A 20,312-nucleotide genomic window follows, 5' to 3' on the forward strand; every position below is an offset into this window, starting at 1 on the left:
GAGAGCCTGCCGAGCGAGGGCGGATGAGCGGCGATGGAGCGACAGGAGCGACAGTCGGCGTACACGGCCACGGCCACCATCGATGAGCGGGGCATCCTCACCGGCTGGAGCGCGGGCGCCGAGCAGCTGCTCGGCTACGACGCACCGGCCGTCCTCGGCCGCCCCGCGAGCGCGCTCCTCGCCACCGGCGGCACGGCGGCCCGCCGGATCCTCGCCGGCCGGGACCGCTGGAACGGCACGGTGCCGCTGCGGCACCGCGACGGCCGGCGGGTGGAGCTGGGCGTGCTCGCCCACCGCAGGACCTCCGGCGCCGGCGCCGGCGACTGGCTCGTGGTGAGCGCGGTGACCGCCCGCACACAGCCGCCCCGGGGCGAGCCGCTGGAGGAGTGGACCTTCCTGCAGTCTCCCTTCCCGCTGGCCATCTTCGACGCCGACCTGCGGCTCGTGCGCGCCAACCGCCGGATGGAGCAGGCCCTCGCCCTGCCCGAGTCGGCGATGCGGGGACTGCGGCTGCCGCACATCATGCCCGGCGCCGCCGGAGAGGGGGCCGCCCGGTCGATGCGGGTCGCGCTGGAGACCGGCCGCCCGCAGGAGGCCCGGCTCGGCGTGGAACTCGGCTCCGGCGCCGTGCTCACCCCGCTGAAGGACGCCGGCGGCCAGGTGCGCGCCGTCTGCCTGTCCACGCAGGCGCCCGCGCGGGACTCCGGCGCCGGGCAGCGGCCGCCGGCCGAGCACGGCACGCCGGTCGGCCCGGCCGCCGACCAGGCGCGGGCCGCGCAGGAACTCGGCGAGGTCACGGTTCCCCGGCTCGCCGACGTGATGGCGGTCGACCTGCTCGACTCCCCGCGCGAGGCCGGCGCGGAACCCGTCCCGCCGCCCGGTCCTCTCGTGCTGCGCCGCGCCGCCCTGCGCGCCGTGCCGGACAGCGTCCCGGCCGCCCACGGCTCCGGTGTCGGCGAGGCGGTCGTCTGCCCGGTGGACTCGCCGCCGGCCCAGTGCCTGGCGGCGGGCCGCCCGCTGCTGTACGACACGGCGGACCCGCGGGTCGCCGAGTGGGCGGCGACGGATCCGGGCGCGGCCTGGCTGCGCGCGTCCGGGGCGCGTTCGCTGCTGGTGCTGCCGCTGGTCGCCCAGGACAGCACGCTCGGGGTCGCGCTGTTCGGCCGGTGCCCGGGCCGTGAGGCGTTCGGCGCGGACGATGTGCGGCTGGCCGGCGAGTTCACGGGGAAGGCGGCCGCCGGCATCCGGCAGACCCGCACCGGCGCACGCGACCGCACCACGACGATGGCCCTGCAGCGGAGCCTGCTCCCGCACACGCTGCCCGAGCAGGCGGCCCTGGAGATCGCCACCCGCTATCTGCCGGCCGCGACCCGGGCCGGGGTGGGCGGCGACTGGTTCGACGTGATCCCGCTGTCCGGCGCGCGGGTGGCGCTCGTGGTGGGCGACGTGGTGGGCCACGGCATCCGCGCCTCGGCCACCATGGGCCGGCTGCGCACCGCCGTACGCACCCTGGCCGACGTCGACCTCCCGGCCGACGAGCTGCTCACCCACCTCGACGACCTGGTGCTGCGGCTCGCCGCCGACGAGGGCAGCACGGACCCGGCCGCGGAGACCGCCGGCGGCATCGGCACCACGTGCCTGTACGCGGTCTACGACCCGGTGTCGCGCCGCTGCACGGCCGCCCGGGCCGGTCATCCGCCGCCCGCCGTGGTCATGCCGGACGGCGCCGCGCGCTTCCTGGACGTGCCCGCGGGGCCGCCGCTGGGGCTCGGCGGGCTGCCGTTCGAGGCCGTCGAGAGCGAACTGCCCGAGGGCAGCCTGCTCGTCCTCTACACCGACGGGCTGTTCGAGGCCCGCGACCACGACATCGACGAGGCGCTGGACAAGCTGTTCGCCGCGCTGGTCCGGCCCGCCGGGTCGCTGGACGCCGTCTGCGACCACGTGCTCACCGAGCTGCTGACCCATCGCCCGGACGACGACATCGCCCTGCTCGTCGCCCGCACCCGGGTGCTGCACGAGGACCGGGTCGCCGCCTGGGAGCTGGCGGACGACCCCGAAGACGTCTCCCGCGCCCGCCACCTCGCCTGCGGCCAGCTGTCCGCGTGGGGCCTGGGCGAGGCCGCCTTCCCCACCGAGCTGATGGTCAGCGAGCTGGTCACCAACGCCATCCGGTACGGCCGCCCGCCCATCCGGCTCCGGCTGATCCACCAGGACGCGACGCTGATCAGCGAGGTGTACGACGCCAGCGGCACCACCCCGCACATGCGTCGCGCCCGGATCTTCGACGAGGGCGGCCGCGGCCTGCTGCTGGTCGCCCAACTGGCCGACCGCTGGGGCACCCGGCACGACCGGGTGGGCAAGACGGTCTGGGCAGAACAGTCACTGTCCGCGGCCACCGGCTGAGCCGCCGCCACCGCCGTCCCGCCCCACGACCACGACCACACGACCGGCATCCAGCCGGTACCCCGCTCCCCTCCGGACTTGCGCGTCGCGCCCCCACCGACCGGCCGTCGCGGCCTCGGCCTACGCGTCAACTCACGTCTGGATTCGACCGAGTGATCCGCTTATGGGCATGCGGCTCGGATGCGCGGGCGGGCATGGCGGAGGCCCGGGCATCCCTCACGGAACCCGGGCCCCGCCTCTCCCGCGGCGTCCGTCACGCCGCCACGGGAACCTCCGGCGCCGCACCGCTCGTCGCGGGCGCGAGCGCCAGCTCCAGGACCTGGCGGACGTCGGTCACGGCGTGGACGTCGAGCTTGTCCAGCACCTCCGCCGGGACGTCGTCCAGGTCGGGCTCGTTGCGCTTGGGGATGATCACGGTGGTCACCCCGGCGCGGTGGGCGGCGAGCAGCTTCTGCTTCACACCGCCGATGGGCAGCACCCGGCCGGTCAGCGAGACCTCGCCGGTCATGGCCACGTCCGTGCGGACCAGCCGGCCGGACAGGAGCGAGGCGAGGGCCGTCGTCATCGTGATGCCGGCGCTCGGGCCGTCCTTGGGCACCGCGCCCGCCGGGAAGTGGATGTGCACCCCCCGGTCCTTCAAGTCGCCGACCGGGAGTTCCAGTTCGGCGCCGTGGCTGCGCAGGAAGCTCAGCGCGATCTGCGCCGACTCCTTCATCACGTCGCCGAGCTGGCCGGTCAGGGTCAGCCCCGCCGCGCCCGTCTCCGGGTCGGCGAGGGACGCCTCGACGAAGAGCACGTCGCCGCCCGCGCCGGTGACCGCGAGGCCGGTCGCCACGCCGGGGACGGCCGTACGGCGCTCGGCCGGGTCCTGGGCGGACTCGGGCACGTGGTGCGGGCGCCCGAGCAGGCCGCGCAGCTCGTCCGGCGTCACCGTGAACGGCAGTTCCCGCTCGCCCAGTTCGTGCTGGGCGGCGATCTTGCGCAGCAGACGGGCGACGGAACGCTCCAGGTTGCGCACGCCCGCCTCGCGGGTGTATTCGCCCGCCAGCTTGCGCAGCGCGCCCTCGTTGATGGTGACCTCGTCCCGGTCCAGGCCGGCCCGCTCCAGCTGGCGCGGGAGCAGGTGGTCGCGGGCGATGACGATCTTCTCGTCCTCGGTGTAGCCGTCCAGGCGGACGATCTCCATCCGGTCGGCGAGCGCCTCGGGGATGGCCTCCAGGACGTTGGCCGTGGCGAGGAAGACCACGTCGGACAGGTCGAGTTCGACCTCCAGGTAGTGGTCCCGGAAGGTGTGGTTCTGCGCCGGGTCCAGGACCTCGAGCAGGGCCGCTGCCGGGTCGCCGCGGAAGTCGGAGCCCACCTTGTCGATCTCGTCGAGCAGCACCACCGGGTTCATCGACCCGGCCTCCTTGATCGCCCGCACGATCCGGCCGGGCAGCGCGCCGACGTACGTACGGCGGTGGCCGCGGATCTCGGCCTCGTCGCGGACGCCGCCGAGGGCGACGCGGACGAACTTGCGGCCCATGGCGTGCGCGACGGACTCGCCGAGCGAGGTCTTGCCGACGCCGGGCGGGCCGACGAGGGCCAGGACGGCTCCGCCGCGCCGGCCGCCGATGACGCCCAGGCCGCGTTCGCTGCGCCGCTTGCGGACGGCCAGGTACTCGGTGATGCGCGCCTTCACGTCGTCCAGGCCGGCGTGCTCGGCGTCCAGGATCTCCTTGGCGCCCTGGATGTCGTAGGCGTCCTCCGTCCGTTCGTTCCAGGGCATCTCCAGGACGGTGTCCAGCCAGGTGCGGATCCAGGAGCCCTCCGGGGACTGGTCGCTGGCCCGCTCGAGCTTGTCGACCTCCTTGAGGGCGGCCTCGCGGACCTTCTCCGGCAGGTCGGCGGCCTCCACGCGGGCGCGGTAGTCGTCGGACTCCTCGCCGTCCTTCTCGCCGTTCAGCTCGCGCAGTTCCTTGCGGACGGCCTCCAGCTGGCGGCGCAGGAGGAACTCGCGCTGCTGCTTGTCCACGCCCTCCTGGACGTCCTTGGCGATGGTCTCGGCCACCTCCTGCTCGGCGAGGTGGTCGCGGAGCGCCTGGGTGGCGAGCTTCAGCCGGGCCACCGGGTCGGCGGTCTCCAGCAGTTCGACCTTCTGGTCGGTGGTCAGGAACGGCGAGTAGCCGGAGTTGTCGGCCAGCGCGGAGACGTCGTCGATGGCCTGGACGCGGTCCACGACCTGCCATGCGCCGCGCTTCTTCAGCCACTCGGTGGCGAGCGCCTTGTACTCCTTGACGAGTTCGGCGACCTGTCCGGGCAGCGGGTCCGGCACGGTCTCCTCGATGCGCGCGCCCTCCACCCACAGGGCCGCCCCGGGACCGGTGGTGCCGGCGCCGATCCGCACCCGGCTCCGGCCGCGGATCAGAGCCCCCGGGTCGCCGTCGGCCAGCCGGCCGACCTGCTCGACCGTGCCCAGCACACCCGTCTTCGCGTACGTGCCGTCGATCCGCGGTACCAGCAGCACTCTGGGCTTGCCAGGTTCCGACCGGGCGGCGGCCTGCGCGGCCTCCACCGCGGCCCGCACCTCGGCGTCGCTCAGGTCCAGCGGAACCACCATGCCGGGCAGTACGACCTCGTCGTCCAAGGGCAGCACGGGCAGGACGAGCGTGAACGCCGGTGACTCAGCAGCCATGATCTCCCCTTCGGCAGTCAAGTTGAGTTGTACCGACTCAACTGCCGGGCGCAGGCAGGTGTTCCCTCCACTTGTTCGCTGTGAGCGATCAGATCCGCGCGGGCCCGCTCAGGCGGATGCCCGCGCCCACCGGCGTACGAGAGGCCGGCTCGCCACTCCCGCCGTCAGCGCGATCAGGTGGCCCCAGTTCGTCATCGGGTCCTGGAAGGCGACCAGGTCGCTCACCAGTTCAGCGGCCGTCAGGGCGAGGAGGGGCAGGCCGAGCCAGGGGCGCAGGAGGCCGGACAGGGCGCCGATGCAGGCGGCGACGCCGAAGCTGATGCCGTAGTCGAGGCGGTGCAGCGACGTGGCCGGCAGATGGCCGGCCAGGACGGCCAGGCCCACCGGGACCTCGGTGGCGAGCGTGGCCAGGACGTGCCCGGCGAGGAAGACGCAGGCGGCTCTCGCGCCGCCTATCCGCCGCTCCAGCGCCGTGAGGACCAGCAAGAACGCGAGCGCGAACGGCGACAGCACGCCGCCCGCGATCCACAGCGCGCTCGCCAGCAGCACCACGGCCGGGGAGCGCACCAGGTGGGCCACGTCCGTACTGGAGGCCTGGTAGAGGGCGTGCACCAGGGCGGGGTCGGCGAGGGCGGCGACCACGGAGGTGAGGGTCAGCAGAGCCGTGTAGCCGAAGGTGAACGGGGCGCCGGCGGGGGTGGGCAGCAGGCGCCACAGCCGGGGGAACGCGAGCCGCGGCGGCGCGGCCGGGGCCGGGGCGGCGGGCCGGGGAGCGGGAGCCGGGGCGTCCCGCTGGCGCGGCATGCCGTCCAGGAGGTCCGCGATCACGGGGACCGTGGCGGCGGAGCCACCGGGGAGGGGCGCGCCCGTCGGGGGCGGGGACGCGGCCGTCGCGGGGCCCGTCGCGGTCCGTTCCACGTTCGCGGCACTCCTTCCGTCCGGGTCAACCCTTGGCGCTCCCGGGGCCGCTGTCTATGACCGACGCCACGCGAGAGGCGATTCACAGCAACCTCCTACGTTCCGGCCGCGTCCGCGCTCCCGCTCCCCCGGGGGCACATCAGTGCGCCCCCGTAATTCCCGTGCCGGCCGAGGTGCGTTCGAGCAGGATGAGGGTCATGACTGCCGTGTACGACTCCCCCGTGGTCCTCGACCGGCGCGACGGCCCCTACGGCGAGGTGGTGCTGCGCCGGCACGGAGGACTGCTGCAGATCATCGCCAACGGCTGCTTCCTCATGGACACCTCCGACGGCCGCTCGGAGCGGCTGCTGGTCGACGCCGCGTACGAGGCGCTGGACGGCCGCCCGGAGCCGAGCGTGCTGATCGGAGGGCTGGGCGTGGGGTTCTCGCTCGCCCACGCCGCGGCGGACCCGCGGTGGGGGCGGATCACCGTCGTGGAGCGCGAGCCCGCCGTCGTCGACTGGCACCGCGACGGGCCGCTGGCCGAGCTGTCCGCCGACGCGCTCCGCGATCCGCGCACCGAGATCGTGCAGGACGACCTCGTGGCGTTCGTCAATGAGACATCCGACACGTTCGACGCGCTCTGTCTGGACATCGACAACGGCCCGGGCTGGACCGTCACCGACGGCAACCACACGCTCTATTCACCGGCCGGACTCGCCTCCTGCACAAGGGTGTTGAACCCGGGCGGAGTGCTGGCCGTATGGTCCGCCGAACCCTCTCCGGAATTTGAAGGAACCTTGCGGAATGCCGGGTTCCGTCAGGTGCGTACCGAAGAGGTGCCCGTTGCCCGGGGCGTTCCGGACGCCGTGCACATCGCCGTCCGACCTGGATAGCGACAGCGCGGTGGATCCCCGTAATGTGCTGCCCTGACGCGGATCTTTCAAGCGTCAATCGCAGACATGGGATCACCCCACGGGTTCCGGAAAGCAACAAGCAGGGGCGGGCGATGGAGCAGACACACACCTCCCAGAGCGGCGCGGCGACGACCACCCCGGGCGCACAGCGCCGGGTGCTGGTCGTCGAGGACGACCCCACGATCGTCGACGCCATCGCGGCCCGGCTGCGCGCCGAGGGATTTCTCGTGCAGACGGCGTCCGACGGCCCGGCCGCGGTCGACACGGCCGAGGCCTGGCAGCCCGATCTGCTGATCCTCGACATCATGCTGCCGGGCTTCGACGGCCTCGAGGTCTGCCGGCGGGTGCAGGCGCAGCGCCCGGTGCCGGTGCTGATGCTGACCGCGCGGGACGACGAGACGGACATGCTGGTCGGTCTCGGCGTCGGCGCCGACGACTACATGACCAAGCCGTTCTCGATGCGGGAGCTGGCGGCGCGCGTGCACGTGCTGCTGCGCCGCGTGGAGCGGGCGGCCCTCGCCGCCGCGACCCCGCGCTCGGGCATCCTGCGGCTCGGCGAGCTGGAGATCGACCACGCCCAGCGCCGGGTGCGGGTGAAGTCGGAGGACGTCCATCTGACGCCCACCGAGTTCGACCTGCTGGTGTGCCTGGCGAACACCCCGCGCGCGGTGCTCTCCCGTGAGCAGCTGCTGGCCGAGGTGTGGGACTGGGCGGACGCCTCCGGCACCCGCACGGTCGACAGCCACATCAAGGCGCTGCGCCGGAAGATCGGCGCCGAGCGGATCCGCACCGTGCACGGCGTCGGGTACGCCCTGGAGACGCCCACCCCATGAGCGGTGACGGGCGCCAGGCCGCACGGAGGAGCCCCGGGAACCTCGCCGAGGACCACCCCTGGGGCGGCGTACGCCCGTTCTCGATCAAGACCAAGCTGGGCGCGCTCGTCGTCATCGCGGTGCTGATCACCACCGGTCTTTCGGTGATCGCGGTGCACACCAAGACCGAGCTGCGCTTCATCACGGTCTTCTCGATGATCGCCACGCTGCTGATCACGCAGTTCGTGGCGCACTCGCTGACCATGCCGCTGGACGAGATGAACACGGTGGCGCGGTCCATCTCGGAGGGCGACTACACCCGCCGGGTCAGCGAGGGCCGCCGGGACGAGCTGGGCGACCTGGCCCGCACGATCAACGTCATGGCGGACGAGCTGGAGGCCCAGGACCGCCAGCGCAAGGAACTCGTGGCCAATGTCTCCCACGAGCTGCGCACCCCCATCGCCGGGCTGCGCGGGGTGCTGGAGAACATCGTCGACGGGGTCACCGAGGCCGACCCCGAGACCATGCGCACGGCGCTGAAGCAGACCGAGCGGCTCGGCCGGCTGGTGGAGACCCTGCTGGACCTGTCCCGGCTGGACAACGGCGTCGTACCGCTGAGGATGCGCCGCTTCGAGGTGTGGCCGTACCTCTCGGGCGTGCTGAAGGAGGCCAACATGGTGGCCTCGGCGCGCGCGGGCATCGCCTCCGGATCCGGCAGCCACACCCGCACCGACGTGCATCTGCACCTCGACGTCTCGCCGCCGGAGCTGACCGCGCACGCGGACCCCGAGCGCATCCACCAGGTCGTGGCCAACCTGATCGACAACGCGGTCAAGCACAGCCCGCCGCACGGCCGGGTCACCGTGCGGGCACGGCGCGGACCGCGGCCGGAGTCGCTGGAGCTGGAGGTCCTGGACGAGGGGCCCGGCATCCCCCGGTCGGAGTGGCACCGGGTGTTCGAGCGGTTCAACCGGGGCGCCGTGACCCGGCCGCACGGGCCGGGCAGCGACGGCGGCACGGGGCTCGGTCTGGCGATCGCCCGCTGGGCGGTGGATCTGCACGGCGGCCGGATCGGTGTGGCCGAATCCGAGCGCGGCTGCCGGATCATCGTCACCCTTCCGGGACTCCCCTCCGCTTCGAGTTGACGTAGGGTTCGAACCGGAAGCACAAGATCCACGAGCGTCCGCGCCGCAGTCGCGCAGCTGGACACGTGTGATCAGGGGCAGGCCCGCGCGATCGGTCGAACGCATATGCGCCGGGTCCGGGCCGACACACCCTCTCATCTGCGGAACCACGCTTGTTTCCCGCCATATCAAGCCCTGAAACAAGATTTCTGGTGTGACTTACGCGACGATGACCTTGCCCGACCTGACCTTCACCGCCGGGGAGGCGTAGCCTTTATTCCCGCTGTCCATCACCTTGTGAAGCGGAAGAGGGCGGTTGCCGCCGTGTCGCCACAGTCCCCCAGTAACCCGAGTGTCTCCACCGACGACCAAGCCGGGAAGAACCCCGCAGCCGCGTTCGGTCCGAACGAGTGGCTCGTCGACGAGATCTATCAGCAGTACCTCCAGGACCCGAATTCGGTAGACCGCGCCTGGTGGGACTTCTTCGCCGATTACAAGCCCGGTGCTCCTGCCACCCCGGCTCCGGCGGGTGCTGCGGCCACGGGGGCCGCAGAGACCCCCACCTCGGCCCCGCAGCCCCAGCAGGCCGCCCCCGCACCGGCTCCGGCGGCCCCGAAGCCCGCCGCGGCCCCCGCACCGGCCCCCGCCCCCGCGGCGAAGGCCGCGGCCCCCGCCCCGGCCAGGCCGGCGACGCCCGCACAGGCGCCGGCCCAGCCGAAGCCCAAGGCCGCCGCGCCCGCCGCGAAGGCCCCCGAGGCCCCCGAGGGCCCGGAGCTGGTCACCCTGCGCGGTCCGGCCGCCGCGGTCGCGAAGAACATGAACGCCTCCCTGGAGCTGCCGACCGCCACGTCGGTCCGCGCGGTCCCGGTGAAGCTGCTGTTCGACAACCGGATCGTCATCAACAACCACCTCAAGCGCGCCCGGGGCGGGAAGATCTCCTTCACCCACCTCATCGGGTACGCGATGGTGCAGGCCATCAAGGCCATGCCGTCGATGAACTACTCCTTCGCGGAGAAGGACGGCAAGCCGACCCTGGTCAAGCCGGACCACGTCAACCTCGGCCTGGCCATCGACCTGGTGAAGCCCAACGGCGACCGCCAGCTCGTCGTGGCCGCCATCAAGAAGGCCGAGACGCTGAACTTCTTCGAGTTCTGGCAGGCCTACGAGGACATCGTCCGCCGCGCCCGCGACGGCAAGCTGACGATGGACGACTTCACCGGCGTCACCGTCTCCCTGACCAACCCCGGCGGCCTCGGCACCGTCCACTCCGTGCCGCGCCTGATGCCCGGCCAGTCCGTGATCATGGGCGTCGGCTCCATGGACTACCCGGCGGAGTTCCAGGGCACCAGCCAGGACACCCTGAACAAGCTCGGCATCTCGAAGGTCATGACGCTCACGTCGACCTACGACCACCGGGTCATCCAGGGCGCCGCCTCCGGCGAGTTCCTGCGCCAGGTCGCCAACCTGCTGCTGGGCGAGAACGGCTTCTACGACGACATCTTCGAGGCCCTGCGCATCCCCTACGAGCCGGTCCGCTGGCTGAGGGACATCGACGCCAGCCACGACGACGACGTCACCAAGGCCGCCCGCGTCTTCGAGCTGATCCACTCCTACCGGGTCCGCGGCCACGTCATGGCCGACACCGACCCGCTGGAGTACAAGCAGCGCAAGCACCCCGACCTGGACATCGTCGAGCACGGTCTCACCCTGTGGGACCTGGAGCGCGAGTTCGCCGTCGGCGGCTTCGCCGGCAAGTCGATGATGAAGCTGCGCGACATCCTCGGCGTGCTGCGCGACTCGTACTGCCGCACCACCGGCATCGAGTTCATGCACATCCAGGACCCCAAGCAGCGCAAGTGGATCCAGGACCGCGTGGAGCGCCCGCACTCCAAGATGGAGCGCGAGGAGCAGCTGCGGATCCTGCGCCGGCTGAACGCGGCGGAGGCCTTCGAGACCTTCCTGCAGACCAAGTACGTCGGCCAGAAGCGCTTCTCCCTGGAGGGCGGCGAGTCCGTCATCCCGCTGCTCGACGCGGTCATCGACTCCGCGGCCGAGTCCCGGCTCGACGAGGTCGTCATCGGCATGGCCCACCGCGGCCGCCTGAACGTGCTGGCGAACATCGTCGGCAAGTCGTACGCGCAGATCTTCCGCGAGTTCGAGGGCAACCTCGACCCGAAGTCGATGCACGGCTCCGGCGACGTGAAGTACCACCTGGGCGCCGAGGGCACCTTCACCGGCCTCGACGGCGAGCAGATCAAGGTCTCCCTGGTCGCCAACCCCTCCCACCTGGAGGCGGTCGACCCCGTCCTCGAGGGCGTCTCCCGCGCCAAGCAGGACATCATCAACAAGGGCGGCACGGACTTCACCGTCCTGCCGGTGGCGATCCACGGCGACGCGGCCTTCGCGGGCCAGGGCGTGGTGGCCGAGACCCTGAACATGTCCCAGCTGCGCGGCTACCGCACCGGCGGCACGGTCCACATCGTCATCAACAACCAGGTCGGCTTCACCGCCGCCCCGGAGTCCTCGCGTTCCTCCATGTACGCGACGGACGTGGCGCGGATGATCGAGGCCCCGATCTTCCACGTGAACGGCGACGACCCGGAGGCCGTGGTCCGCGTGGCCCGGCTGGCCTTCGAGTTCCGCCAGGCGTTCAACAAGGACGTGGTGATCGACCTCATCTGCTACCGCCGCCGCGGTCACAACGAGTCGGACAACCCGGCCTTCACCCAGCCGCTGATGTACGACCTGATCGACAAGAAGCGCTCGGTGCGCAAGCTGTACACCGAGTCCCTGATCGGTCGCGGCGACATCACCCTGGAAGAGGCCGAGCAGGCGCTGCAGGACTACCAGGGCCAGCTGGAGAAGGTCTTCACCGAGGTCCGCGAGGCCACCTCGCAGCCGGCCGCCGCGGACGCCCAGGCGCCGCAGGACGGCTTCCCGGTCGCGGTCCCGACCGCGGTCTCCGCCGAGGTCGTCAAGCGGATCGCCGAGTCCCAGGTCAACATCCCCGACGGCATCAGCGTCCACCCGCGTCTGCAGCCGCAGCTGCAGCGCCGTGCGGCGATGGTCGAGGACGGCACCATCGACTGGGGCATGGGCGAGACCCTGGCCATCGGCTCCCTGCTGCTGGAGGGCACCCCGGTCCGGCTCGCCGGCCAGGACTCCCAGCGCGGCACCTTCGGCCAGCGCCACGCGGTGCTGATCGACCGGGAGACCGGCGAGGAGTACACCCCGCTGCAGTACCTCTCCGACGACCAGGCCCGCCTGAACGTCTACAACTCCCTGCTCTCCGAGTACGCGGCCATGGGCTTCGAGTACGGTTACTCGCTGGCCCGCCCGGACGCGCTCGTGATGTGGGAGGCGCAGTTCGGCGACTTCACCAACGGTGCGCAGACGGTCGTCGACGAGTTCATCTCCTCCGCCGAGCAGAAGTGGGGCCAGACCTCCGGCGTCGTGCTCCTGCTCCCGCACGGCTACGAGGGCCAGGGCCCGGACCACTCCTCGGCCCGCCCGGAGCGGTTCCTGCAGCTCTGCGCGCAGAACAACATGACGGTCGCGATGCCGACGCTGCCGTCGAACTACTTCCACCTCCTGCGGTGGCAGGTGCACAACCCGCACCACAAGCCGCTGATCGTCTTCACCCCGAAGTCGATGCTGCGTCTGAAGGCCGCGGCCTCGAAGGCGGAGGAGTTCACCAGCGGCGAGTTCCGCCCGGTCATCGGCGACGGCTCGGTCGACCCGGCCGCCGTCCGCAAGGTCGTCTTCTGCGCCGGCAAGGTCTACTACGACCTGGAGGCCGAGCGCCAGAAGCGCGGCGCGACGGACACCGCGATCATCCGCATCGAGCGGCTGTACCCGCTGCCGGGTGCCGAGCTCCAGGCGGAGATCAAGAAGTACCCGAACGCCGAGAAGTACCTGTGGGCGCAGGAGGAGCCGGCGAACCAGGGTGCCTGGCCGTTCATCGCGCTCAACCTGATCGACCACCTGGACCTGGCGGTCGGCGCGGACGTCCCGCACGGCGAGCGGCTGCGGCGCATCTCGCGCCCGCACTCCTCGTCGCCGGCGGTGGGCTCCGCCAAGCGCCACCAGGCCGAGCAGGAGCAGCTGGTGCGCGAGGTCTTCGAGGCGTAGGCCCCGGAGACCGCCCGAGGCAGCCAAGGGCCCGGTACCGAGTTCTCGCTCGGTACCGGGCCCTTGGGCCTGTCCTACTCGTCGTCCTCGTCGTCGAGCCGGGCGAGCCAGGTGGCCAGCCGCTCTACGGGCACCTCGAAGTCGGGGTTCAGATCGACGAACGTGCGAAGCTGCTCGGCCAGCCACTCAAAGCTGACCTCCTCCTCGCCGCGCCGCTTCTCCAACTCCTCGATACCGCGGTCGGTGAAGTACATGGGGTGCGTCTCCTGCGTGAACATGCCGGTGGTGGCTACAGGGACAGCGTATGCAACGGTGGGGCGGACCGTGCGGGGCTGAGCGTCCGAGGTCTGAGGGTCCGAGCGGGGCCGGTGGGCCGTTGCCGGGTGCGGGTGCGCTGTGACTGGTCCGCGAGCCCGCCCCGGGTGGACCGTCATCCGCGCCCGCGCGCGCCCTCGTACGTCATCGCCAGTGCCCCGTGCGCCAGCAGCAGCGCCCCCGCCGCCACCCATCCGCCGCTCCGCCGCCGGATCCCCCACAGGGTCACCGGCAGCCCCACCCCGACCTGGGCGATCCCGAGCCACCGGGCCCGCGGATCCCCGGACCCCGGCGCCCACGCCCCGAGCCCCGTGCCGCCGCCGGCCTTCTCCCCTGCCACCGGTCGGGGCCGTACCGCCGCCTGCCAGGTGCCGCCCCCGTCCCTCTCGGCCGGCGTCCGTTCCGGCTCCGCCCGGATCGCCTCCCGCCGCCCGCCACTGCCCTCCTCTCCGGCCACCGGCACCGGCCCTGCCGTCTCCGCCCGGTCGGCCCCCGGCATCCACCGCACCCCGCCCGGCGCCTCGGTCACGGCGTGCAGCAGCCGGTCGGCGCTCTCTCCCGGGGACAGGCCCGGAGGCAGTGCGACTCCCGCGTGCGTGAGGACCGCGACCAGGTTCCGCAGCCGTGCCGGGCCGTCCGCGTCGGAGGCCGGCGCCGTCAGCGCGTCCAGGGCCCGCACATCCCGTACCGGATCCAGACCCAGCCGCTCCGCGAAGGTGTGCATCGCCTCGTGCTCCCCGGCCGGTGTGCCGTTGGCCAGCCAGACGTACCCCACCGGGCGGCGGAAGCCGGAGGCGAGGGTGTAACCGACCCGGTCGGCGTCCCACCACAGCGCGAGCACGGGCCAGGACGATCCGACGGCGAGCGCGGAGGCCCATCCGGTGAGCACGCGGTCGACGGGCTCGCTCCCGGCGCCGTCCGCACGCCATGGCCGGCCCTCCGGCACCAGCACGCTCCACTGCTCGCCCGCGCGTGTGAGCGCCATCCGCTCGCGCAGCAGCGGCGCGAGAAGGCCGACGGAGTCCGGCTCGGCCCGGCAGAGAAGCAGCGCACCGGTGGCGGGGGCGGCATGCGAGCCGCGGTGGAACGCACGCGTCGACATGCCAACACGCTAGGCATGCCGTCCCGATCACGCCCGATATGAGCCGCAGGTGCTCACGCGAAAGAGTGCCTTGACTTCCAAGGGCCACGATATATCGTGTTTCACAGAGGACGCGATATGGCGTGTCGCGCACCCTGCCCGACCGAGGAGGTCCCATGCCCGAGTGGTCCGTCAGCGAGCCCCAGAAGCTCACCTTCGACACCCGCGTGAGCGACCTTCAGGTCCGCATCGTCAACGGAACGGTGAACGTGGTGGGCACGGACGAGGGTTCCGCGCGCCTGGAGATCTCGGAGATCGAGGGACCACCCCTGGTGGTGACCCAGATGGGCGACACCCTCACGGTGGCCTACGAGGACCTGCCCTGGAAGGGCTTTTTGAAGTGGCTCGACCGCAAGGGCTGGCGGCGCAGCGCCGTCGTCTCCCTGGCGGTCCCCGCCGACACCCGCGTGGAGGTGGGCGTGATCGGCGCCGGCGCCGTCGTCTCCGGCATCCGCGGCCCGGCCGTGGTCAAGGGGGTCACCGGCGACACGACTCTGGTCGGCGTCTCGGGCCAGGTCCGCGCGGACACCGTGTCCGGGAACGTGGAGGCCCAGGCGGTCACCGGCGACCTGCGGTTCAACTCGGTCTCGGGAGACCTGACGGTGGTCGAGGGCTCCGGCCGTTCCGTCCGCGCCGACTCCGTCAGCGGCTCCATGATCGTCGACCTGGACCCGGACGGCCCGACGGACGTCACCCTGACCAGCGTCTCCGGTGAGATCGCCATCCGCCTGCCGCATCCGGCGGACGCCGAGGTGGAGGCGAACACCGCGAGCGGCACGATCTCCAACGCCTTCGACGGGCTGCGGGTGCACGGCCAGTGGGGCGCCCACAAGATCACCGGCCGGCTGGGCGCCGGCACCGGCAGACTGAAGGCCACCACGATCTCCGGCTCGATCGCCCTGCTGCGCCGCCCGCCACGCGAGGACGAGCCGGACACCCCGTGGGAGTCCGAGCCCGCCGGTCCCGCAGACCCTTCCGGCCCGTCCGGGTCCCCACAGGGCCCCGGCACCGGCCCCGGCGCCGGCGCCCCGTCCGCCTCGGGGGACAATTCCGACGGCACGACCGACAAGAAGGTGCTCTGACATGCCCCCCGTCTTCGCCCACGGGCGCCTGCGCCTGTACCTGCTCAAGCTGCTCGACGAGGCCCCCCGCCACGGCTACGAGGTCATCAGACTGCTCGAGGAGCGCTTCCAGGGGCTGTACGCCCCGTCGGCGGGCACCGTCTACCCCCGGCTGGCCAAGCTGGAGGCCGAGGGCCTGGTCAGGCACACCACCGAGGGCGGCCGCAAGGTGTACGCCATCACGGACGCGGGCCGCGCCGAACTGGCCGACCGCAGCGGCGAACTGGCCGACCTGGAGCTGGAGATCCGCGAGTCGGTCGCCGAACTGGCCGCCGAGATACAGGCCGACGTGCGCGGCGCGGCCGGCGATCTGCGCCGTGAGATGCGCGCCGCGGCCTCCGAGGCCCGCCGGGCCAGGAGCGGCTCCCCGGGCCCCTTCGGGGAGTACGGCGACCTCACCGACAAGGAGGCCTGGAAGGCCGCCAAGGAGGAGATGCGCCGGGTCAGGCAGGAGTGGAAGGAGCAGGCGCGCCGCGCCAAGGACGAGAGCCGCCGGGCCCGCGAGGAGGCCCAGCGGGCGCGCCGTCAGGCCCAGGAGGCGCAGGCGCGGGCGCGGGCCCAGGCGCAGGAGGAGGTGCAGCGCATCGCCCGCCAGGTCCAGGACCGCGTCCAGGACCACTTCGCCCAGGGCGACTGGCCCACGGGCCTGCGCGAGGGCCTGTCCGAACTGGCCAAGGAACTGGGCGACCTCGGCAAGTACTGGAACTCCTCCCGCACTTCGGGGGAACCGGCCCCGAAGCACACCGGCCGCGTGCGGGACCACGACGTCCCGACGGCCCCGCACTTCCCGGCCGAGGACTTCCCCGCCGAGTACGAACCCGCCTGGGCGCACGAGGAGTTCACCGGCGACCCGGCCCGCGACCTGGACCGCCTGCTGGACCGCTTCCGCGACGACATCCGCGACGCGGCCCGCGACCACGGGGTCACCCCGGACCAACTCCGCGACACCCGGCGCCACCTGTCCACGGCAGCGGCCCACATCGCCGCAGTCCTACGCACCCCGAAGGCCGACCAGGAGGCCTGACCACCCAAGAGGCGTGGGCCCGTCGGGGTCTCAGCCGGCCTGTGTTTCTTGTCGGCCGTACAGGACTCGGTTCACCGCGGTGTATGTCACGCCGTGGTCTGCCAGCACCTCGCCCGCCGGGCCGGGCAGGACGGTCAGCGCCAGTAGGAGGTGTTCGTCGCCGATGTGCCGGTCGCGCCGGCCGACGGCGAGGCGCAGCGCCCTCTCCAAGGCGGCCTTGGCGTCCCGGCCGAAGCCGGGCCGGCGGGCCGGCCGTCGGCGCCGGTCCTCCGGGTCACCGGACAGCGCGCCGACGCCGTGCGCCTCCTCGACCCGGGCGACGATCTCGGAGACGTCGACCCCCAGGCCCGCCAGCGCGTCCGTGTCGGCCCGGGACAGCCCGCCGCGCCGCCGCGCCTCGTCCAGCGCCTCCCGTACGGACGCCCGGCGGCCGAACAGTCCGAGCGCGCCCAGGGCGAAGGAGGCGCGGCTGCCCTCGCGGTCGAGCAGGGCGAGCAGCAGGTGCTCCGCGCCGACGGTCTGCTCGCCCGTGTTCTCGCAGTGGAGGAACGCGCCTTTCACGACCTCGCGGGCGTCCTTGGTGAAGCGTTCGAACATCACTGCCTCCCGTGTTTCTTGTGCACGGCCTGCCTGCTGACGCCGAGCTCCGCGGCGATCTCCTGCCACGACCAGCCCTGATTGCGCGCGCTGCGCACCTGCACCGCCTCCAGCTGCTCCAGCAGCCTGCGCAGCGCGGCCACGGCACGCAGTCCCACCCGCGGATCACGGTCGCCGGCACGCTCGGCGAGATCGGTTGCCTCGGTCATGATGTCAACCTACGTTGACAATCGGCCGGTGTCAACCAAGGTTGACGAGCGGGGTACGGAAAAGGCGGGCCGGAACACCCCGGCCCGCCTCGAACCTCCGACCGCAGTCAGGAGTGGGTGAGCACGATCTTTCCGAACTGCTCGCCGGACGCGAGGCGTTCGAAGCCCTCGCGGGCCCGGTCCAGCGGCAGTTCCTCGTCGATGACGGGCCGGACGCCGGTCGCCGCGCAGAAGGAGAGCAGGTCCTCCAGCTCGTCCTTGGTGCCCATGGTGGAGCCGACGACCTTCAGCTCCAGGAAGAAGATCCGGGTCAGCTCGGCATGCGAGGGCCGGTCGCCGCTGGTGGCCCCGGAGATGACGATCGTGCCGCCGGGCCGCAGCGACTTCACCGAGTGGGACCAGGTGGCGGCGCCCACGGTCTCGATCACCGCGTCCACCCGCTGCGGCAGCCGCGCCCCCGGTACCACCGCCTCCACGGCCCCCAGCTCCAGGGCCCGCTTCCGCTTGGCCTCGTCGCGGCTGGTGGCGAAGACCCGCAGGCCCGCCGCCTTGCCGAGCACGATCGCGGCCGTGGCGACCCCGCCGCCCGCGCCCTGCACGAGCACCGAGTCGCCGGGCCGTACCCCGGCGTTGGTGAACAGCATCCGATACGCCGTCAGCCACGCCGTCGGCAGACAGGCGGCCTCGGCGAAGGACAGCTCCTTGGGCTTGGGCAGCACGTTCCAGGTCGGGACGGCCACCTGCTCGGCGAAGGTGCCCTGGTAGCGCTCGGTGAGGATGGAGCGCGGCTCGTTCGGGCCGACGCCGTGGCCGGTCTGGCCGATGACGGAGTGCAGGACGACCTCGTTGCCGTCCTCGTCGATTCCGGCGGCGTCACAGCCGAGGATCATCGGCAGCCGGTCCTCCGGCAGGCCGACGCCCTTGAGGGACCAGAGGTCGTGGTGGTTGAGGGAGGCGGCGCGCACATCGATGGTGCTCCAGCCGGGCCGTGCCTCGGGGGCCGGACGCTCCCCCAACTCCAGGCCGGTGAGCGGCTGGTCGCGGTCGATTCGGGCGGCGTAGACAGCGAACATGCAGCCGACGATAGGTGCGCCGATCAGCCAGCGGAACCGCGCGGGCCTGTGACACATGCCCTCTTGCGCAAGGCCACCCGTCCAGCGCAGGCCGCCCCCGGCGCCGTCGAAGGGCGCCTCTGCCACGCAAAGGTTCGGGCGGGCGGGCGGAAAAGCAATGGCCCCGCCCGAACGGACGGGGCCATGCGGCGCGACGTCAGCGACGGGCGACGCCCTCGGCACGAGCGGCAGCCGCGACCGCCGCCGTGACCGCCGGAGCGACCCGCTCGTCGAACGGCGAGGGGATCACGTAGTCGGCGGCGAGGTCGTCACCGACCACCGCGGCCAGCGCCTCGGCCGCGGCGATCTTCATCCCCTCGGTGATCCGGGTGGCCCGCACCTGCAGCGCGCCCGCGAAGATGCCCGGGAACGCCAGCACGTTGTTGATCTGGTTCGGGAAGTCGGACCGCCCGGTCGCCACGACCGCCGCGTACTTGTGGGCGACGTCCGGGTGCACCTCGGGGTTCGGGTTGGCCATCGCGAACACGAAGGCGCCCTTCGCCATGGAGGCGACGGCCTCCTCCGCGACCGTACCGCCGGAGACGCCGATGAAGACGTCCGCGCCCGCGAGGGCGTCCTCCAGCGAGCCGGTGAGGCCGGCCTTGTTGGTGAACCCGGCGAGGTCGCGCTTGACCGGGGTGAGGTCCTCCCGGCCGGCCGACACGACGCCCTTGCGGTCCGCCACCGCCACGTCGCCGATGCCGGCCTCGACCAGCATCTTGGCGATGGCGACACCGGCCGCGCCGGCGCCCGAGATGACGGCCCGCAGCTGGCCGATCTCCCGGCCGCTGAGCCGTGCCGCGTTGCGCAGCGCGGCGAGCGTCACGACGGCCGTGCCGTGCTGGTCGTCGTGGAAGACCGGGATGTCCAGGCGCTCCTGGAGCCGGCGCTCGATCTCGAAGCACCGGGGGGCCGAGATGTCCTCCAGGTTCACTCCGCCGAAGGACGGGGCGAGCCGGACGACGGTCTCGACGATGTCGTCCACCTCGGTGCAGTCGAGCGCGATCGGGACCGCGTCGACGCCGCCGAACTGCTTGAACAGGATGGCCTTGCCCTCCATCACCGGGAGGGAGGCCTCGGGACCGATGTCCCCGAGTCCGAGCACGGCCGTGCCGTCGGTGACGACGGCGACGACGGAGGACTTCCATGTGTAGTCGTTGACAAGCTCCGGCTGCTCCGCGATCGCGGTGCACACGCGCGCGACGCCGGGCGTGTACGCGAGGGAAAGGTCGTCCTTGTCGCGGACCGGCACGGTGGCCTGCACGGCCATCTTGCCGCCGCGGTGCAGCGCGAACGCCGGATCGAAGGAATCGAGGGGCTCGGCCCCGCCGTCCTGGTCCGTTGTGCTGTCGCTGCGAGGATTGACGATCTCCGCTGCCACTTCGTTGTACCCCTTAGGTATGCATGGTTTGAGGGTCGACCACTCCTGGTGAGGGGTGGGCGGGCACCGCGTACCGCCCGGATTTGCTGATACGTACGGGCCGTACGCGACGGGCGCGCCGCACACGCGCCCTGAGCCCCGGATGAGGGGTGTAAAGAACCTTCTTACCGGACGGACGGCGCTCACGACGAGTCCATTAGGTGCAAGGTCACATCTCGGAACCAGAAAGCCACACGGAGATGACGCGCGGCTGACGGCCGCGACAAGCGCACGGAAGGCACCGGTATGCGGACGCACACGCTGACCGCATCGTGAGATGCACCGAAGATTTTCCGGCCGGAGGGCTGGAGTTCCGCAGATGGTTCGGTGGTGAACGACCAAGGATGTACCGAACTGATGCGGTTCGGGGGTGACCCGTTATCCGATTTTGACATAGGCACACACCTGGATGGCG

General features: G+C 72.4%; 15 protein-coding genes. 7 read left to right on the forward strand and 8 right to left on the reverse strand.

Going from position 1 to position 20,312, the window contains the following annotated elements; all coding sequences use genetic code 11:
- The first annotated feature begins 33 nt into the window (after positions 1–33).
- The gene (locus tag ACGFZN_RS13910; RefSeq protein WP_393858678.1) at positions 34–2,403 is read left to right on the forward strand and encodes a SpoIIE family protein phosphatase; all 2,370 of its coding nucleotides are present in this window, start codon (positions 34–36) and stop codon (positions 2,401–2,403) included.
- Between the two features lie 253 nt (positions 2,404–2,656).
- Here ACGFZN_RS13910 and lon read toward each other — a convergent pair whose 3' ends face one another.
- Both lon and ACGFZN_RS13920 read right to left on the reverse strand, forming a co-directional pair.
- On the reverse strand, positions 2,657–5,077 hold the full coding sequence (gene lon / locus ACGFZN_RS13915) for an endopeptidase La (RefSeq protein ID WP_393858679.1): 2,421 nt from the start codon (positions 5,075–5,077) through the stop codon (positions 2,657–2,659).
- A gap of 108 nt (positions 5,078–5,185) precedes the next feature.
- Entirely contained in the window at positions 5,186–5,995 is an 810-nt protein-coding gene (locus tag ACGFZN_RS13920; protein ID WP_393858680.1) for a rhomboid-like protein, read from the reverse strand.
- Positions 5,996–6,192: 197 nt separating this feature from the next.
- Here ACGFZN_RS13920 and ACGFZN_RS13925 point away from each other — a divergent pair, with 197 nt between their 5' ends.
- From ACGFZN_RS13925 to ACGFZN_RS13940, 4 genes are all read left to right on the forward strand, one after another.
- Entirely contained in the window at positions 6,193–6,870 is a 678-nt protein-coding gene (locus ACGFZN_RS13925; RefSeq protein WP_393858681.1) for a spermidine synthase, read from the forward strand.
- Between the two features lie 113 nt (positions 6,871–6,983).
- Entirely contained in the window at positions 6,984–7,724 is a 741-nt protein-coding gene (locus ACGFZN_RS13930; protein WP_031163266.1) for a response regulator transcription factor, read from the forward strand.
- Positions 7,721–8,848 carry an ATP-binding protein gene (locus ACGFZN_RS13935; RefSeq protein ID WP_393858682.1) on the forward strand — a complete coding sequence of 376 codons (1,128 nt, stop codon included), beginning with the start codon at positions 7,721–7,723 and terminating at the stop codon, positions 8,846–8,848. The genes ACGFZN_RS13930 and ACGFZN_RS13935 overlap by 4 nt, the downstream gene beginning before the upstream one ends.
- 303 nt (positions 8,849–9,151) lie before the next feature.
- Positions 9,152–12,958: a multifunctional oxoglutarate decarboxylase/oxoglutarate dehydrogenase thiamine pyrophosphate-binding subunit/dihydrolipoyllysine-residue succinyltransferase subunit gene (locus tag ACGFZN_RS13940; protein ID WP_393858683.1), complete on the forward strand. Its 3,807-nt coding sequence runs from the start codon at positions 9,152–9,154 to the stop codon at positions 12,956–12,958.
- 74 nt (positions 12,959–13,032) lie between these two features.
- Here the strand turns inward: ACGFZN_RS13940 and ACGFZN_RS13945 are convergent, their stop codons facing one another.
- Together ACGFZN_RS13945 and ACGFZN_RS13950 are read right to left on the reverse strand one after the other, a co-directional pair.
- The gene (locus ACGFZN_RS13945) at positions 13,033–13,212 is read right to left on the reverse strand and encodes a DUF6104 family protein (protein ID WP_018544467.1); all 180 of its coding nucleotides are present in this window, start codon (positions 13,210–13,212) and stop codon (positions 13,033–13,035) included.
- A gap of 176 nt (positions 13,213–13,388) precedes the next feature.
- Entirely contained in the window at positions 13,389–14,375 is a 987-nt protein-coding gene (locus ACGFZN_RS13950; protein WP_393858684.1) for a hypothetical protein, read from the reverse strand.
- Between the two features lie 155 nt (positions 14,376–14,530).
- Here ACGFZN_RS13950 and ACGFZN_RS13955 point away from each other — a divergent pair, with 155 nt between their 5' ends.
- Together ACGFZN_RS13955 and ACGFZN_RS13960 are read left to right on the forward strand one after the other, a co-directional pair.
- On the forward strand, positions 14,531–15,496 hold the full coding sequence (locus tag ACGFZN_RS13955; RefSeq protein WP_393858685.1) for a DUF4097 domain-containing protein: 966 nt from the start codon (positions 14,531–14,533) through the stop codon (positions 15,494–15,496).
- Between the two features lies 1 nt (position 15,497).
- Entirely contained in the window at positions 15,498–16,559 is a 1,062-nt protein-coding gene (locus tag ACGFZN_RS13960) for a PadR family transcriptional regulator (RefSeq protein WP_393858686.1), read from the forward strand.
- Between the two features lie 30 nt (positions 16,560–16,589).
- On the opposite strand, the gene ACGFZN_RS13965 is transcribed toward ACGFZN_RS13960, so the two are convergent.
- The 4 genes from ACGFZN_RS13965 to ACGFZN_RS13980 all read right to left on the reverse strand — a co-directional run bounded on the left by ACGFZN_RS13965 (position 16,590) and on the right by ACGFZN_RS13980 (position 19,858).
- Entirely contained in the window at positions 16,590–17,156 is a 567-nt protein-coding gene (locus ACGFZN_RS13965) for a Clp protease N-terminal domain-containing protein (protein WP_393858687.1), read from the reverse strand.
- Complete coding sequence (locus ACGFZN_RS13970) at positions 17,156–17,365, reverse strand: helix-turn-helix domain-containing protein (protein WP_111002852.1); 210 nt, start codon at positions 17,363–17,365, stop codon at positions 17,156–17,158. Before ACGFZN_RS13970 ends, ACGFZN_RS13965 begins: the two co-directional genes overlap by 1 nt.
- 107 nt (positions 17,366–17,472) lie before the next feature.
- Complete coding sequence (locus tag ACGFZN_RS13975) at positions 17,473–18,438, reverse strand: zinc-binding dehydrogenase (RefSeq protein ID WP_393858688.1); 966 nt, start codon at positions 18,436–18,438, stop codon at positions 17,473–17,475.
- 196 nt (positions 18,439–18,634) lie between these two features.
- Complete coding sequence (locus ACGFZN_RS13980; RefSeq protein WP_393858689.1) at positions 18,635–19,858, reverse strand: NADP-dependent malic enzyme; 1,224 nt, start codon at positions 19,856–19,858, stop codon at positions 18,635–18,637.
- Positions 19,859–20,312: the final 454 nt, after the last annotated feature.

Source organism: Streptomyces sp. NPDC048192, assembly GCF_043202415.1.
GTDB lineage: Bacteria > Actinomycetota > Actinomycetes > Streptomycetales > Streptomycetaceae > Streptomyces.